Below are 14091 nucleotides of genomic sequence, written 5' to 3'. Positions count from 1 at the left end.
CCTGGGTGCAGCGTGCCGCGTTCGCCGGTTCCCGAAACGGGAACCGGCCGTGCGCCGGCCCGTACGCCGGATTCTGTCAGTCAACGCCCGATATCCATTGCCTCAATCACTTCAGGGTGCTGGAGTGATCCCATGGATCACGCTGCGGTACTGGCTCTGTTCGATCGAGACATGCGGGAGGGAGCGCGACCCGACGCCCCGGATGCCCGGGTCGAGCGCGTAGGAAAGGTGGTGCGCCAGGTCGGCGCCGAGCGGGGCTGGAACGGGGTGATCTGGTCGGACCTGGACGAGACCGGTGCCGACGCGGCGATCGCCGACCAGGTCCGGTACTTCTCCGACCTCGGGCGAGAGTTCGAATGGAAGCTCTACGGGCACGACAAGCCGGAGGATCTCGGGCAGCGGCTTCGGACGGCCGGTTTCATCGCCGAGCCCGAGGAGACGCTGATGGTCGCCGAACTGGGCGACCTGGCACTCGACGCCGAGCCGCCCGAGGGCGTCAGGCTGCTTCCCGTCACCGACCGCGCGGGCGTCGACCTGGTGGCAGACGTCCACGAAAAGGCCTTCCGTACGGACGGAACGCGCCTGCGCCACCAGCTGCTCGCCCAGCTCACCGGCGACGCGGACACGGTCGTCGCCGTGGTGGCCCTCGCCGGTGACGTGCCGGTCAGCGCGGCTCGAATGGAACTTCTGCCCGGCACCCGGTTCGCCGGACTGTGGGGCGGCGGCACGGTCGAGGCCTGGCGCGGCCGCGGCATTTATCGCGCCCTCGTCGCCCACCGTGCCCGCGTCGCCGCCGAGCGCGGCTACCGTTACGTCCAGGTCGACGCCTCCAGCCAGAGCCGCCCCGTCCTCGCCCGCCTCGGCTTCGAGCCACTGACCACGACGACGCCGTACGTGTACGGGTAGTACCGCCGACCGCAGATGTAGACGGGGGAACATCGTCCGGGCGCCGATGTCACATTCCGGGCCCGTCGATCCGTCGCACCTGCATGACGACGAACCAGAGCATTCTCCTGGCCGGCGCCAGCGGCGTTCTCGGCCGGCACATCACCCGGGCCCTGACCGATGCCGGCCACAAGGTCACCGGTCTCGGCCGGGGCCCCGCCAACGGGGTCCACGCCGATCTGACGGACCGCGACGCACTGCTGCGCGCCGTCGACGGGCGGCACTTCGACACGGTCGTCCTCGCAGCCACCGCCCTGCGCAAGGCGCCCCTGCGCCACAGCGACATGCACGCGACCAACGCGCTGCGCATCGACGGCACCGCCCACCTCGTCGAGGCCGCACGGCTCACCGGCGCGCGGCGCCTCGTCGCCGAGTCGATGGTCTTCGGGTACGGATACGGCGATCACGGCGACCACCTCCTCACGGAGGACGACACCTTCGGCCCGCAGGGGGCCACGCCTCAGCTGGAACAGCACATCGCGGCCATGTGCATCAAGGAGCAACTCACCTTCGAGGCGAGCGGATTGGAGGGAATCGCACTGCGTTTCGGCCTCTTCTACGGCCCCGGCGGAACCGACGCGATCCTGCCGATGCTGCGCAAGAGACAGCTCCCCGTGGCCGACGACCGGGGTCGGGTCCTGCCGTGGATCGACCTCGTCGACGCCGCGCGAGCGGTCGCCGCCGCCGTCGAGCACGGCCGCCCCGGCCAGGCCTACAACATCGTCGACCGGACCCCGCTGGGCTTCGCCGCCCATGTCCGCGCCGTGGCCGAGCGGTTCGGCCTGCCGAAACCGATGACCGTCCCGCTGTGGCTGATGAAGCCCATGTCGTACGCGCACGTGATGATGGGGACGACCATGCGGGTCTCCGCGGCGAAGGCGGAGCGGGAACTGGGCTGGGCCCCCGCCTATCCGTCCAGCCACGACGGACTGGCCGCGCTCAAGGCGGGTGCCTGACGCCCGAACGTGGGCCACTCGGAAGGGGGTTGGGGCCGGTCGGCCCGCGCGGGCGAGAGGGCAGGACGGCATGCTGAAGGTGTGGACGCCAGCGGTCCCGGGGACTGCCTCCCGTCGCGCTCGACTCTCCCGCGCCGGCGCTCGGTCGAGGCGGCAGGCCCGCCGACAGCCGAGGGGAGCCGCGTCGGCGGGCCTGAACCAAGGTCTCCGCGATCAGGCCGGAACCAAGCTGTCCGCGCATCCGGCGCCCGCTCAGAGATCGAGCTGGTACTCCACCGCGCTGTGTGTGGGCAGATAGCCGAGCGCGTCGTTGATGCCCCGCATGGGGGCGTTGCTGTCGGCGGTGTCCGTCAGCAGGCCGCCGAGTTCGGGGTATCGCCGACGCGCCAGCCGGATCGACTCCGCCTTCATCCAGAGGCCCAGGCCGTGGCCGCGGTGTTCGGGCAGCACGCCGGTCCCGTAGTGCTGGGCGTCACCCCGGCCGTCGCCGGGCGCGACGAGTTCGGAGAAGCCGACGATCGAGCCGTCGGAGCGGTCCATCACGGCGACCGTGTGGAGCAACTCCCCGCGCTTCGCGACGGTTTCGGCGGCCGATATCACCCGGTCCACGTCCCATACGACGGTTCCGTAGTCGGTCCCCTCCATCGGCATGTCGTCCATGGCCCGCCGCGAGTCGGCGAAGGTCCGCGCCAGCTCGGGCGGCACGGTTCCTTCCCAGTGCGTCAACTCATAGCCGGGATGCGGGCGTTCGGCGATCTCGCTGATCCCCGCGGGATCGACGTCGGCGAGCGCGAGTCTCGTGTACGTCAGGGCCAGTACCCGGCGAAAACCCCGCGCAGCGAGGAACAGGTCGCCGGGGGAGCCGGTCTCGGCCTGCGTGACGAGCGACCGCCGCCCCTCGTCACGCGCCGCGGAGAGAGCCGCATCGAGGAGCGCGCTGCCCACACCCTGCCGCCGCTCGGCAGGGTGTACGGCGAGCTCCAGCTCGGCGAGATGCTCCTGCCCCTCCTTGGTGAACAACCGCAGGAAGACGGAGCCCACGGGGGCTCCGTCGGTGCCGGAGGCCAGCCATGCCAGTCGGCGGCTCGACGGTGTGGGCTCGGGGTCGGTCAGCGGCGTGATGCGCGGCGGCAAGGTCTCTCCGTGGAGTCGGGTGTGCGGGGGCGAAGCCCGCAGAACGTAGCCGTAGCGACGTGCCACCCGCAACGGAATTGAGCGCGCGGCACGCCGAGCTGCCCCCTCGCCCGCGTCCGCCTCCCCGTCAGCGGCGCACCTTCGCCCGGTCGAGAGCCGCGACGCCCAGGGCGGCCAGGCCGATCTGGATGAGCCACTCGATCCAGTCGACGCCCTTGGTGTCGGCGACGCCGAACGCGGCGGCGATCCCCGAGCCGATGAACGCGGCCACGATGCCGACGAGGATCGTCCACATGATGCCGATGCGCTGGCGTCCGGGGACGACGAGCCTGCCCAGTACGCCGATGATGATGCCGATGAGGATGGCACTGATGATGCCTGAGATCTCCATCTCCGCCCCTCTTTGTCGGTCCCCCGCAGTTATGTATGTGCCCCCTGTGCGCGAAGGCAGTCCGCTCCGCTTCGGGCGGCCCGGGATGCGGCTACGGCGCCCTCCTGTTCAGTCGCCGTCTCGCCATGTACCGTTCAAGAATCTGTCGCGCGGTGGATGACCAACTTCCGTTCTACGCGCGCAGACTTGGCGCCCGCACCGCCTCTCCCCACCCCTCACGGAGGTTCGCCGGATGCTCGGATTCAGAAGATCCCGCCACAGACTCACCACGGCGCTGGCCGTGTTCGGACTGCTCGTCACGGGCGCCGCCGTCCAGGCGGCCGGCGCCGCGCCCGCCCACGCGGCCACCACGCACCGCATCCTGTTCGACAACGGCCACGCCGAGACGGCGGGCAACGCCGACTGGATCATCTCCACCAGCCAGCCCGACCCGCTCGGCCAGGACTCCTCCCCGTCCGCCGAGACCGACTGGACCGGCGCGCTGTCCTCGTGGGGCGTGGCTCTGCAGAAGACCGGCAACTACAGCCTCAAGACACTGCCCTCGGGCTCCAGCCTCACGTACGGCGGCTCTGCCGCGACGGACCTGTCGAACTTCGACGAGCTGGTGCTGCCGGAGCCCAACACGCTCTTCACCACGGCCGAGAAGACCGCGATCATGACGTTCGTCAAGAACGGCGGCGGCCTGTTCATGATCTCCGACCACACCGGCGCCGACCGCAACAACGACGGTGAGGACGCGGTCGAGATCCTGAACGACCTGATGACCGACAACAGCGTCGACAGCACCGACCCGTTCGGCTTCTCCATCGACTCGCTGAGCATCGGCTCCGACTACCCGAGCGCCATCAGCGACAGCAGCAACGCGGTCCTGCACGGCTCGTTCGGCACCGTCTCCAAGAGCCTGATCGCCAGCGGTACGACGGCCACCCTCAAGCCCGCCGACAACTCGGCCGTCAAGGGCCTGCTCTACCGGACCGGCTACTCGGGCAACACCGGCGCGTTCTTCGCGACCAGCACCTTCGGCAGCGGCAAGGTCGCCTTCTGGGGCGACAGTTCGCCGATCGACGACGGCACCGGCCAGTCCGGCAACACGCTGTACGACGGCTGGAACGACACCGGCGCCACCAACGCGGCGCTCGCCCTGAACGCCACCGAATGGCTCGCCGGCGCGAGCGGCACCGGTGGTGGCGGAGGCGGTGGCGGCACCTGCACGGCCGCGCAGCTGCTCGCCAACCCCGGCTTCGAGTCCGCAAGCTCGTCCTGGACCGCGAGCAGCGGCGTGATCACCACCGACACCGGTGAGGCCGCCCGCACCGGCTCCTACAAGGCATGGCTGGACGGATACGGATCAGCTCACACCGACACGCTCTCCCAGTCGGTGACCATCCCGTCCGGCTGCTCCGCCACCCTCAGCTTCTACCTCCACGTGGACACGGCCGAGACGACCACCAGCACGGCGTACGACACCCTCAAGGCCCAGGTCCTCAACAGCAGCGGCACGGTCCTGTCGACCCTGGCCACGTACTCGAACCTGAACGCGGCGTCGGGGTACACCCAGCGCACCTTCAGCCTCGGCACCGCCTACGCCGGGCAGACGGTCACCATCAAGTTCACCGGCACCGAAGGCTCCATGCTCCAGACGTCGTTCGTCATCGACGACACCGCGCTCAATGTGAGCTGAGCACGGGAGGGGCGGGCCCGGATCGATCCGTGCCCGCCCCTCGGCCTGTCCCGCCTTATGTCGCCGGGACCGTCCTCTCCGGCGTGTTCCACCCGGACACCCGTACCCCTGGCACGGATCCGCGCAGGTCGGCCGTCCGGTACGTGGCCGTCAGAGTCGTCGACTCGCCGGGCCACAGGCTGACCTGATTGTCGGACCACTGCACCGGCAGCACCGGCTTGCCCTTCGCGTCCACGAGGTGCACATCGGTGAGGAGCGACGGTGTCCTCCCGCTCCCGGTGTTCCGTACGGTGACCGTCGTCGTGGACGTGCCGTCCGGGCCGGAAGAGGTCGACGCCGTCGCCGAAACCGGCACCTGCGCCATCGAGGTGAGCCCCTTGAGGTCCGCGTAGCTCGTCGTCGGCGTGTAATACCAGTCGGTCTTGGCCCAGTCGAGCGTGTCCGGTTTGGTGGACAGCCAGTAGACGTTGCGGCTGACCTCCTGGCCTTTGGAGTCGGTGAGGATCAGGCGTGCGAGATACGTCGTCGACAGCCCGCTGACCGATGACGGCACCGTGAGCGCGGTGCTGCGCTCTCCGTCCCCGCCCACTGTCACGCCCTTCGCCGTCTTCTCGTACTTCTGCGCACCGTCGGTGTTGAAGAGCGTGACCCGGGCCGTCAGGCCGGACGCGGACGTGTGCCGGTTGTTCACCACCACGACCGAGCGGTTGTCGTACGAGTACTGGATGTGCAGCGGCTCATTGGCCTTCTTGGCACCGTAGTAGGCGCCGCCCTGGTCGAGATAACGGTCCATCAACTGCCAGTGCAGTGACGTCCATCCGCTGTTGAACATCCAGTAGATGACACCCGTCGAGGGCTTCGAGGTGTCGGTGGCGTTGCGCCCGTATGCCTCGTACTGCGCGCGCACGTTCTCGTACTGGGCGAGCTGTGCCTTGCGCACGTAGTCCGTGAGGCCGGTCGGTGCGCCGTAGCGGCCGGTCAGGGCGGCGTCGTAGATCTTGAGGGTGTCGAAGGTCGACGACGGCGAGCGGTGGTACTGCTTGGCGCCCGGGTTCTTCCAGAGGGTGTCGAGATCGGCAGGGGACATCATCCGGCGCAGGGTGTCGAGCGTGGGGATGTCGGGGCCCGCGCTGGTCTCGGAGTTGAAGCCGGTGGCGCCGCCCTCGCGCTTGGCGTACCAGTAGTTCGGCGGGATCCAATCATAGGGACCGGTCATCTTCATGCCCGAACTGCCCGACTGCGGAGAGGATTTGTCGGAGGCGGCGGCGACCACCGGGGTCGGCCAGTCGGCGGCTTTCAGCGCGTCGAGGTAGTTCTTCTCGATCGTCGCGTCCGGCGCGAAGTCGCTGCCGATCAGGAACGAGATGACGCTCGGGTGATCCCGCAGGCGCGCGGCCTCGGCGGCCATCGAGGCCTTGGCGACGGGATAGTCGGCGGCGGTCCACTTGTCGCCCCGCTCGCTGCCGTTGACGTTCCCCTCCCACTTGTCGCAGCACTCCCAGCCGGGAAGCGTGAGGATGCCGTACCGGTCGGCGAGGTCGAAGAACTCGTCGGGCTCGATGTGCCCTTCCAGGCGGATGGCGTTGAGGCCCAGGTCGAGCGCGTATTTCAGCCGGTCCTCGACGTACCTCCGGTCCCAGCGCAGGAACTCGTCCGGCGACCATCCGCCGCCCTTGATCAGCAGCCGTCGGCCGTTGATGCTGTACTGGCGGGCGCCGTCGGAGTTGAGCGGCGCCTTCACGTCGCGGATGCCGAAGTCCTCGTGCGCGGTGTCCGATGGGGTGCCGGCGACGGAGGCGGTCAGGTCGAGGCCGTACAGGGGCTGTCCGCCCATGCCCGCGGGCCACCACACCTTCGGTGATGTCAGGTGCAGGCCGGGGGAGTCGGCCGGGGTGAAGGTGACCGTCTTCGTCTCGTGCGCGGCGAGCGCGACGGTCTTGCTGAAGGACGCTGACCCGATGGCGCCGGAGACCGTGGCCGAGACGGCGGTGCCCGTCTCGTTGCGCGCCTTCGCCTTGACCGTGAGGTCCGCGGCGGCGAGCGAGGGGACGTCGAGCTTGGTCACCACGTGCGCGTCGCGCAGCGCGACCGGGCCGCCGCGGCGGACGAGGACGTCCCGGACGATGCCCATGTTCTCGTCGGGCGGCGGTTGCAGCCAGTCGATCCAGCCCATGGTGAGGTTCTTGATGGGCTTGTTGGGATGGATCCGGAAGGCGACCGTGTTGGTGCCCGCCCGCACCAGTGAGGTGATGTCGAGTTCGTGGTGCGTGTACGCGCCCGCCACATCGGCGGCTTTGGCGACCTGCTTGCCGTTGACGTAGACGTCGGCCGCCGAGATGACCCCGCTGAAGTCCAGGTAGCTGCGCTCGGAGGTGTCGGTGACCGTGAAGTCCGAGCGGTACCACCAGGGCACGGCGAAGTCGGCCTTCGGGATCTTCTGCTGGTTGGTGGAGTAGAACGGGTCCGCGTATTTCCCCTGCGCGAGCAGTGCCGCGAGGACCGTGGAGCGCGAGCCCGCCGGATACCAGCCGCTCGCCGGATAGCCGGGACTCGAGACGTCGGCCGCCGGGTCGCTCGCCTCGGCGGTCGACTGGATCGCGTACCCGGCGAGTGCGGTGGTGCTGCCCGGTGCGGAAGCCACCGCGGTGACGCGGCCCCGCTGCGCGATGGCCGGCGCGGCGTCATGGACGCCGGCCCACGCGCTCGTGGAAAGGGTGCACAGGAGGCCCAGGGCGACGGCGGGCGTGGCGAGGCGCCGTCTTGAGGCAGGACGGTGGAACACGGTGGTCTCCTTGGGGGGTGGGGGAGCATCCGCGCTTCGACACTGCTGGTTTGCAAGCTTCGACAATGTAAGTTAGGAAACTTTACTAACTTGGCCCACACAAGCTAGGCGGCTGGGAAAGTCATGTCAATCACCGCAGGGAGCACGCCTCACTCGGCAGGGCGGCTGCGCTCAGGAAGCCGACCGCCGCTCGAACACCACATCACGTGCTGTCCCCAGTGCCGTCGCGACCGCCCCGAGCAGCACCGCGTCCTCACCCAGTCGGCTGGGTACGACCTTCGGACGCAGCGGCGTGAGGGTGCGCAGGGTCTCGCGTACGGGCCGCAGCAGCAGATCGACGCTGTGGCCCACCCCGCCACCCAGGACGACCAGATCGGGGTCGAGCACCGCGGCGGCCGCCGCCACCGTGTGCGCGATCCGCTCGCCCTCCAGCCGAACCGCCTGGACCGCGGCGGCGTGTCCCTCGCGCGCCGCGTCGAAGACGGCCTTCGCGGTGAGTTGCCCGGTCATGCCGAAGTGCCGTGCCGCCTCGACGACGGCCACTCCGGACACCGCGTCCTCCAGCGTCTCCGGCTTCTGCTGCCCCGGCCACGGCAGGAATCCGATTTCCCCGGCCCCGCCGTGCGCCCCGGTGAACAGCCGCCCCTCGCTGACGACACCCATGCCGAGACCGGTGCCGATCATGATGTACGTGAACAGGCGGCTGCCCGCGCCGACTCCGTAGGTGTACTCGCCCAGCGCCGCCAGGTTGGCGTCGTTGTGCACCTCCAGCGGGATGCCCAGCTTCTCGCGCATCCGGTCGAACAGGCCCGCGCGGCCCCACCCGGGCAGATGCATCGCGTACCGCACCCGGCGCTGCTTCTCGTCGTACACGCCCGGCGTGCCGACCACCGCGTGGGCCACCTCGTCCGCCTCGACGCCGGAGTTGGCGACCACCTGATGGGCCGTGGCGACCACCAGGTCGGCCATGGCGCCCGAGCTGCGGGCCCGGTTGCGCACGTCGGCCCGCGCTACCACCGCGCCGTCCAGATCGGCGACGGCCACGCGCAGCCAGCCGCGGCCGATGTCGATGCCGAGCGCGTAGCCGGCCGCGGGGTCGGGGGCGTACAGGACCGCCACCCTGCCGCGCTCCGGCGCGTGGGTGCCGACCTCGTGGACCAGTCCCGCGTCCTCCAGGGCGGCGAGCGCGCTGGAGACCGTCGGCTTGGACAGTCCCGTCTCGCGGGCGAGTTGGGCGCGCGAGGCGGCGCCGACGGTGCGCAGCCGGTCGAGGAGCAGTCGCTCGTTGGTGCTGCGCAGCCGCCGCCGGTTCCAGGGCTGATCCGGCTGCTCTGTGGCGTCGCTGGCGGGCATCGCACCATTCTCACGCATTCATGACACCCTCTTGACGCATCTAGTAAGGCTCCTTAACTTTATCGCCCAGTCAGCCTCGCCGGGCGAGCCAAGGGGAGCCCAGCGCCGGCCGGTCACCCGCCGCTCTTGTTTCCGTCGGCCGCCATTGAGGTCGGCCGTCACTTCGTACCTCTCCCCGCGTCTTGCTTCAGGAGGAACCATGTCCGGTAGCCCGCCACCCCAGGGCGGTTTCGTCCGCCGCGTCGGCCTGTTCCAGGCCACCGCCATCAACATGAGCCAGATGTGCGGTATCGGGCCGTTCGTGACGATCCCGCTGATGGTCGCCGCGTTCGGCGGCCCGCAGGCGGTCATCGGCTTCGTCGCCGGGGCCCTGCTGGCCCTTGCGGACGGGCTCGTCTGGGCCGAGCTCGGGGCGTCGATGCCCGGCTCCGGCGGCAGTTACGTCTATCTGCGCCAAGCCTTCCAGTACCGCACCGGGCGGCTGATGCCGTTCCTGTTCGTCTGGACGGCCATGCTGTTCATCCCGCTGATCATGTCCACCGGCGTGGTCGGCTTCGTCCAGTACCTGGGCTACCTGGCCCCCGACATGGGCAAGACCACGGGGGACCTCATCGGACTGGGCATGGTCGCCCTCGTGGTGATCCTGCTGTGGCGCGGCATCGAGCACATCGCGCGGATCACCGCTGTGATGTGGGCGGTCATGATCACCTCGGTCGTCCTGGTGATCCTCGCCGCCGCCACCGACTTCAGCGCGCACCTGGCCTTCACCTATCCGGCGCACGCCTTCGAGCTGACCAGCAGCCACTTCTGGATCGGCTTCGCCGCGGGCCTGACCATCGGCATCTACGACTACCTCGGCTACAACACCACCGCGTACATGGGCGCCGAGATCAAGGACCCCGGCCGTACGCTGCCACGCTCCATCATCTTCTCCATCCTCGGCATCATGGCTATCTACCTGCTGCTGCAGATCGGCACGCTCGGCGTCATCGACTGGCAGCGGATGACCGACCCCGGCGACGTCGCCTCCACGTCCGTGGCCTCCGCGGTCCTGGAGAAGACCTGGGGCAAGGGTGCCGCCGACACGGTCACGGTCCTCATCCTCATCACCGCGTTCGCCTCGGTCTTCACCGGTCTGCTCGGCGGTTCGCGCGTCCCGTACGACGCCGCCCGTGACCGCGTCTTCTTCCGCCCGTACGCCAAGCTGCACCCCGAACACCGCTTCCCGATGCTGGGCCTGGCCACCATGGGTGTCATCACGGCGATCGGCTTCCTCATCGGCCGCCACACCGACCTCGCCACGCTCATCCAGCTGCTCACCACCGTCATGGTGATCGTCCAGGCACTGGCCCAGATCGTCGCCCTGTCGGTGCTGCGTCAGCGGCAACCGGAACTGCGCCGCCCGTACAAGATGTGGCTCTATCCCGTACCGAGCTTCCTCGCCCTCGCGGGCTGGCTCACCATCTACGGATACGCGGACAAGAACTCCCCGGGCCGCCACCCCATCGAATGGTCCCTGGCCTGGGTCGCCCTCGGCTGTGTCGCCTACGTCATCTGGGCGCGCCTGGAGAAGGTGTGGCCGTTCGGACCGAAGGAGATCACCGAGGAGTACCTGGCCACGCCGACGCCGGACGTGGAACCCGCGCAGGCGTGAGGGCGCCCGCCCGCCTTGGGCCCGCTTCAGGGCTTGGCGGGCAGCCAGCCGGTGGCGGCCACGACCTCACGCGCGATGTCGATCACCGCGCGGTCGTCGGTCGCCACCCGCACGGTGTCCGCGGGCGCCCGCGCGTCCAACAGCCGTGCCTTGTAGGCGCTGTTCTTCAGCTCCCGCTCCAACTCGGAGCCGATTTCGCGCCCCTTGAGCCGACCGGCGATCGTCTCGTCCGTGGCCGTCAGCAGCACCCGTACCAGCCGTACGTCCCCTCCCATCGCCCGCTCGAACAGACCCGCCGACTCGGCGAGCACGCTCACGGTGTTGGTGTAAACGAGACGCCAGTGGCCCAGCTCGGCGAAGTTGCCCCAGACCGCCCGGAGGTTGCGCTCGGTGACCGCGGCGCGGTGCGGGTCGCCCTCCGGCGCCGGATGCACCTGCCCCATGAAGTCGCCCTCGATCACCGCGTGAGCGACCTCCGCGACCCGCAGCCGCGCAGAAACCTCCCAGCCCACCGTGGACTTGCCGACACCGGCGCGCCCGCCGATGAGCAGTACCTCCGCGTGAGTACCGGAGCGCCGCGTCACCAGCGGTGCCAGTCACTCACTGCTTCGGCGCCCTCGAGATGGCTCCAGGTCCGCAGGACGACCTCCCGGCCCTTCGCCACTCGACGGACCGGGTCTTCGTCGGTCAGCACGAACCCGGCCGCCTTGGCGACCGCCTCGCTCGCCGCGTTCCCGTCCTCGATGCACAGCACCACGCGCCGCGGCCCGGCACGACGCTTCGCGAAGTGCACCGCGAGCCGCACCGCGCGGGTCGCGAGCCCCCGGCCCCGGTAGGCCGGACCCACTCCATACGCGAGTTCGACGTCCCGCGCGTCCGCCGCGCTGCGGAACAGCAGGATCTCACCCTGCGGCCGCTCGCCGTCCGTGGTGATGGCCAGCTGCACCGTCTGCCCCTCGGCGGCCTTCTGCTCGGCGGCCGCGAGGTACACCCGCGCCGTCTCGGCGTCGAACGGCGACGGGACCGGTGTCCAGCGGTCGATCTCGGGATCGTCGTAAAGCGCGACGAGGTCCGCCACGTCGTCGGCGCACCACTCGCGCAGCTGAATCCCCAGCCCTTCGATGTGCAGCGGCCTCGGGAAGTCGAATATCGGTTGAATGTCCATCAGCTGATCCTGCCGCGCCGGACAGGTGCCGGCCAAGAGGCCCCCGCGAGATACGGGCTCGGCTTACCTGCGCACCGCACCGCCGCGCGGATCTCGTCCGCCGGATCTCCCCGGTGGTACCGCCGTTCCGAGGGCTCGATGCCGTCCAGGAACTCCTGATAGCGGAGCGCGTACGTGAGATGGGCGAGCGGCTCGGCGAGCGCGAGGGCGCGCGCCGGGTCGGCGGCGGGCAACCGCGCCCTCCGCGCGTCGATCCAGGCACGGGCGGGCCTGCGCACGGCGCGACTCGGGGAGGAAGTCCTGCACGCGCAGGCCGTCCAGGACCGGGTTGTGAGCGTCGGCGAAGTCCACGACCACGGGCGTCCCGCCGTCACTGCGCCAGTTGCCAGTATGGAAGTCGCCGTGCACGAGCGTGTCGGGCAGCCCGCACTCGGCGAGAAGGTCCCGGCGATTCATCAACTCCCTTGCGGATGTGAGCTCTTGACTCTTCAACTCCCGCGCGACCGGTCCGTCCAGCAGCTCGCGGAGCTGGGCGGTGAGAACCGGCGCGCGCCAGCCCCTGATGCCTGACGGACGCCCCGATTCCCGCACGCGGGCTCCGAGCGGGCGCGAACGGGCCGGCCCGCCTTGGGCGGGCCGGCCCGCGGATTGCTTCCGCTTGTTTCCGCTTCCTTCCTGCTGTCGGGTCTACGCCCGGGAAGTGGCCTCCGTCGCCGTCATCGCGCACAACGCCCCCAGCACCACGGCCAGTGCGCCGATGATGATGCTGTTGAGCACGACTCCGGTGTCGGGGCTGGTGCCCACGATCCACGGCGAGATGATCATCCACGTGCCCATCGCGCAGATGGCCCAGCTCAGGCCGTACATCCTCTCCGGCGTGACGGTGAATCCGAGGGCCAGCAGGCCTATCGCGATGCCCATGATCAGGTTGTGGGTCGCCAGGGCGGGCTGGCTTGTCGTGTAGTGGAGTATCCACGGGGACACGGCGCAGTACAGGCCCAGCAGGAACACCGGCCCGTCCACGAGTGCCACATCGTGACCACCGAGCACGCGGTCATACCGAGCCCGCATTTCGGATACATCGGGGTGGGTGGTGATGTCACCCCTGGGGTGCGAGACGTTGGCCATGACTCGTCTCCTTCGATCTCTTTCGACCGGCGGCCCGACCGCGTCCGATGCGGTATGCGGTAAGCACCGCCTACATACATTCTGCGCTTATTTCTTCTTTATGTGTAGAGCTGATGGGTTCGCAGGAGCGTGAGTGACGCGATCCGCCGCTCTGCGGGGCCGACGAGGTGACCTCGTGGGGGTATGGGGTCGCCTCAGGGCGCGATGAGGAGGCGGGCGATCGCGCGCCGGGCACGCGTGGGCGCGAGCGGATCACGGTGCAGCTGGATGGACTGATTGGCCGCCAGGGCGGTGCCGTTGAGCTCGAAGACGAGCTGGTCCACATCGGTGCGCTCCGGGAGCTCGCGATTGTCGACCGCGGTGGTCAGTTCCGACGCCACGTACGCCGACCAGGCGGCGAGCGCCTCGAGCACCGCGTCGCGGACCGGGCCTGGTCGGCCGTCGAACTCGCTCGCCACCGAGGTGAGGAAGCAGCCCCCGTGGCCTTCGTCCTCGGCCATGTAATCGATCCACTCGCCGAAGGCGCGTGCCAGCCGTTCTGTTCCGGGCCTGGCGCCCACGGCGCGGGCCGGCACCCGTAGCCGGAACCGCTCGACCGCAGCGTCCAGCACGGCGAGTTGCAGCCCTTCCTTGCTGCCGAAGTGACCGATCACCCCGGCCTTGCTCATCTCCAGGCCGGTCGCGAGCCGACCGATGGTGAGCCCTTCGAGTCCCTCGGCGGACGCCAGCGCGAGGGCGCTCTCGATGATCCGGTCGCGGGTTGCGGCGGTTTCGGCAACGGACTTGCGTGGGCTCATGCCGTCAGTTTAACCTCACGACCGTTCGCTATTAACGTACGATCGTTCGTTATCTAAAGGCGGACCTGAGCACAGTGCCGTGCCGATGCCCGGGCGGCATTGATC

13 protein-coding genes and 1 pseudogene are annotated in these 14091 nt (G+C 69.6%); 4 read left to right on the top strand and 10 right to left on the bottom strand.

The features are described 5' to 3' along the window. Positions 1 to 132 precede the first annotated feature (132 nt). On the top strand, positions 133 to 906 hold the full coding sequence (locus OG390_RS04935) for a GNAT family N-acetyltransferase (RefSeq protein WP_406165254.1): 774 nt from the start codon (positions 133 to 135) through the stop codon (positions 904 to 906). Between the two features lie 83 nt (positions 907 to 989). Next, positions 990 to 1901 carry an NAD-dependent epimerase/dehydratase family protein gene (locus tag OG390_RS04930; protein ID WP_406165252.1) on the top strand — a complete coding sequence of 304 codons (912 nt, stop codon included), beginning with the start codon at positions 990 to 992 and terminating at the stop codon, positions 1899 to 1901. A gap of 252 nt (positions 1902 to 2153) precedes the next feature. On the opposite strand, the gene OG390_RS04925 is transcribed toward OG390_RS04930, so the two are convergent. Next, the gene (locus OG390_RS04925; protein ID WP_406165250.1) at positions 2154 to 3035 is read right to left on the bottom strand and encodes a GNAT family N-acetyltransferase; all 882 of its coding nucleotides are present in this window, start codon (positions 3033 to 3035) and stop codon (positions 2154 to 2156) included. A gap of 127 nt (positions 3036 to 3162) precedes the next feature. Beyond that, entirely contained in the window at positions 3163 to 3426 is a 264-nt protein-coding gene (locus OG390_RS04920) for a GlsB/YeaQ/YmgE family stress response membrane protein (protein ID WP_406165248.1), read from the bottom strand. A 232-nt stretch (positions 3427 to 3658) separates the two neighbouring features. Between OG390_RS04920 and OG390_RS04915 the strand changes: the two genes are divergently transcribed. Further along, positions 3659 to 5107 (top strand): hydrolase, encoded by a 1449-nt coding sequence (locus OG390_RS04915; protein ID WP_406165246.1) that lies wholly within the window; start codon positions 3659 to 3661, stop codon positions 5105 to 5107. 55 nt (positions 5108 to 5162) lie between these two features. Here OG390_RS04915 and OG390_RS04910 read toward each other — a convergent pair whose 3' ends face one another. Continuing rightward, positions 5163 to 7889: a glycosyl hydrolase 2 galactose-binding domain-containing protein gene (locus OG390_RS04910; RefSeq protein WP_406165244.1), complete on the bottom strand. Its 2727-nt coding sequence runs from the start codon at positions 7887 to 7889 to the stop codon at positions 5163 to 5165. A 171-nt stretch (positions 7890 to 8060) separates the two neighbouring features. Then, positions 8061 to 9242, bottom strand: coding sequence for an ROK family protein (locus tag OG390_RS04905; RefSeq protein ID WP_406165242.1), 1182 nt, complete (start codon positions 9240 to 9242; stop codon positions 8061 to 8063). A gap of 199 nt (positions 9243 to 9441) precedes the next feature. On the opposite strand from OG390_RS04905, the gene OG390_RS04900 reads away from it, so the two are divergent. Next, entirely contained in the window at positions 9442 to 10896 is a 1455-nt protein-coding gene (locus tag OG390_RS04900) for an APC family permease (RefSeq protein WP_406165240.1), read from the top strand. A 26-nt stretch (positions 10897 to 10922) separates the two neighbouring features. Here the strand turns inward: OG390_RS04900 and OG390_RS04895 are convergent, their stop codons facing one another. The 6 genes and pseudogenes from OG390_RS04895 to OG390_RS04870 all read right to left on the bottom strand — a co-directional run bounded on the left by OG390_RS04895 (position 10923) and on the right by OG390_RS04870 (position 13986). Next, positions 10923 to 11480, bottom strand: coding sequence for a hypothetical protein (locus OG390_RS04895; protein WP_406165238.1), 558 nt, complete (start codon positions 11478 to 11480; stop codon positions 10923 to 10925). Beyond that, positions 11477 to 12061 carry a GNAT family N-acetyltransferase gene (locus tag OG390_RS04890; RefSeq protein WP_406165236.1) on the bottom strand — a complete coding sequence of 195 codons (585 nt, stop codon included), beginning with the start codon at positions 12059 to 12061 and terminating at the stop codon, positions 11477 to 11479. Before OG390_RS04890 ends, OG390_RS04895 begins: the two co-directional genes overlap by 4 nt. After that, complete coding sequence (locus OG390_RS04885; protein ID WP_406178353.1) at positions 12061 to 12339, bottom strand: hypothetical protein; 279 nt, start codon at positions 12337 to 12339, stop codon at positions 12061 to 12063. The genes OG390_RS04890 and OG390_RS04885 overlap by 1 nt, the downstream gene beginning before the upstream one ends. A gap of 109 nt (positions 12340 to 12448) precedes the next feature. Beyond that, a pseudogene (locus tag OG390_RS04880) lies at positions 12449 to 12652 on the bottom strand (aminoglycoside phosphotransferase family protein); the annotation flags it as partial. A 96-nt stretch (positions 12653 to 12748) separates the two neighbouring features. Continuing rightward, positions 12749 to 13189, bottom strand: coding sequence for an SPW repeat protein (locus OG390_RS04875; RefSeq protein WP_406165234.1), 441 nt, complete (start codon positions 13187 to 13189; stop codon positions 12749 to 12751). Between the two features lie 194 nt (positions 13190 to 13383). Continuing rightward, on the bottom strand, positions 13384 to 13986 hold the full coding sequence (locus tag OG390_RS04870; protein ID WP_406165232.1) for a TetR/AcrR family transcriptional regulator: 603 nt from the start codon (positions 13984 to 13986) through the stop codon (positions 13384 to 13386). Positions 13987 to 14091 lie beyond the last annotated feature (105 nt).

This window comes from Streptomyces sp. NBC_00996 (assembly GCF_045162675.1).
Classification (GTDB): Bacteria; Actinomycetota; Actinomycetes; order Streptomycetales; family Streptomycetaceae; genus Streptomyces.
Note: the sequence above shows the minus strand (reverse complement) of the source record. Positions and strands in the feature narration are given on the sequence as shown.

Coding starts and splice junctions, on each gene's coding strand:
- OG390_RS04935 (WP_406165254.1), top strand. CDS start 133: ATGGATCACGCTGCGGTACTGGCTCTGTTCGATCGAGACATGCGGGAG.
- OG390_RS04930 (WP_406165252.1), top strand. CDS start 990: ATGACGACGAACCAGAGCATTCTCCTGGCCGGCGCCAGCGGCGTTCTC.
- OG390_RS04920 (WP_406165248.1), bottom strand. CDS start 3,426: ATGGAGATCTCAGGCATCATCAGTGCCATCCTCATCGGCATCATCATC.
- OG390_RS04915 (WP_406165246.1), top strand. CDS start 3,659: ATGCTCGGATTCAGAAGATCCCGCCACAGACTCACCACGGCGCTGGCC.
- OG390_RS04905 (WP_406165242.1), bottom strand. CDS start 9,242: ATGCCCGCCAGCGACGCCACAGAGCAGCCGGATCAGCCCTGGAACCGG.
- OG390_RS04900 (WP_406165240.1), top strand. CDS start 9,442: ATGTCCGGTAGCCCGCCACCCCAGGGCGGTTTCGTCCGCCGCGTCGGC.
- OG390_RS04890 (WP_406165236.1), bottom strand. CDS start 12,061: ATGGACATTCAACCGATATTCGACTTCCCGAGGCCGCTGCACATCGAA.
- OG390_RS04875 (WP_406165234.1), bottom strand. CDS start 13,189: ATGGCCAACGTCTCGCACCCCAGGGGTGACATCACCACCCACCCCGAT.
- OG390_RS04870 (WP_406165232.1), bottom strand. CDS start 13,986: ATGAGCCCACGCAAGTCCGTTGCCGAAACCGCCGCAACCCGCGACCGG.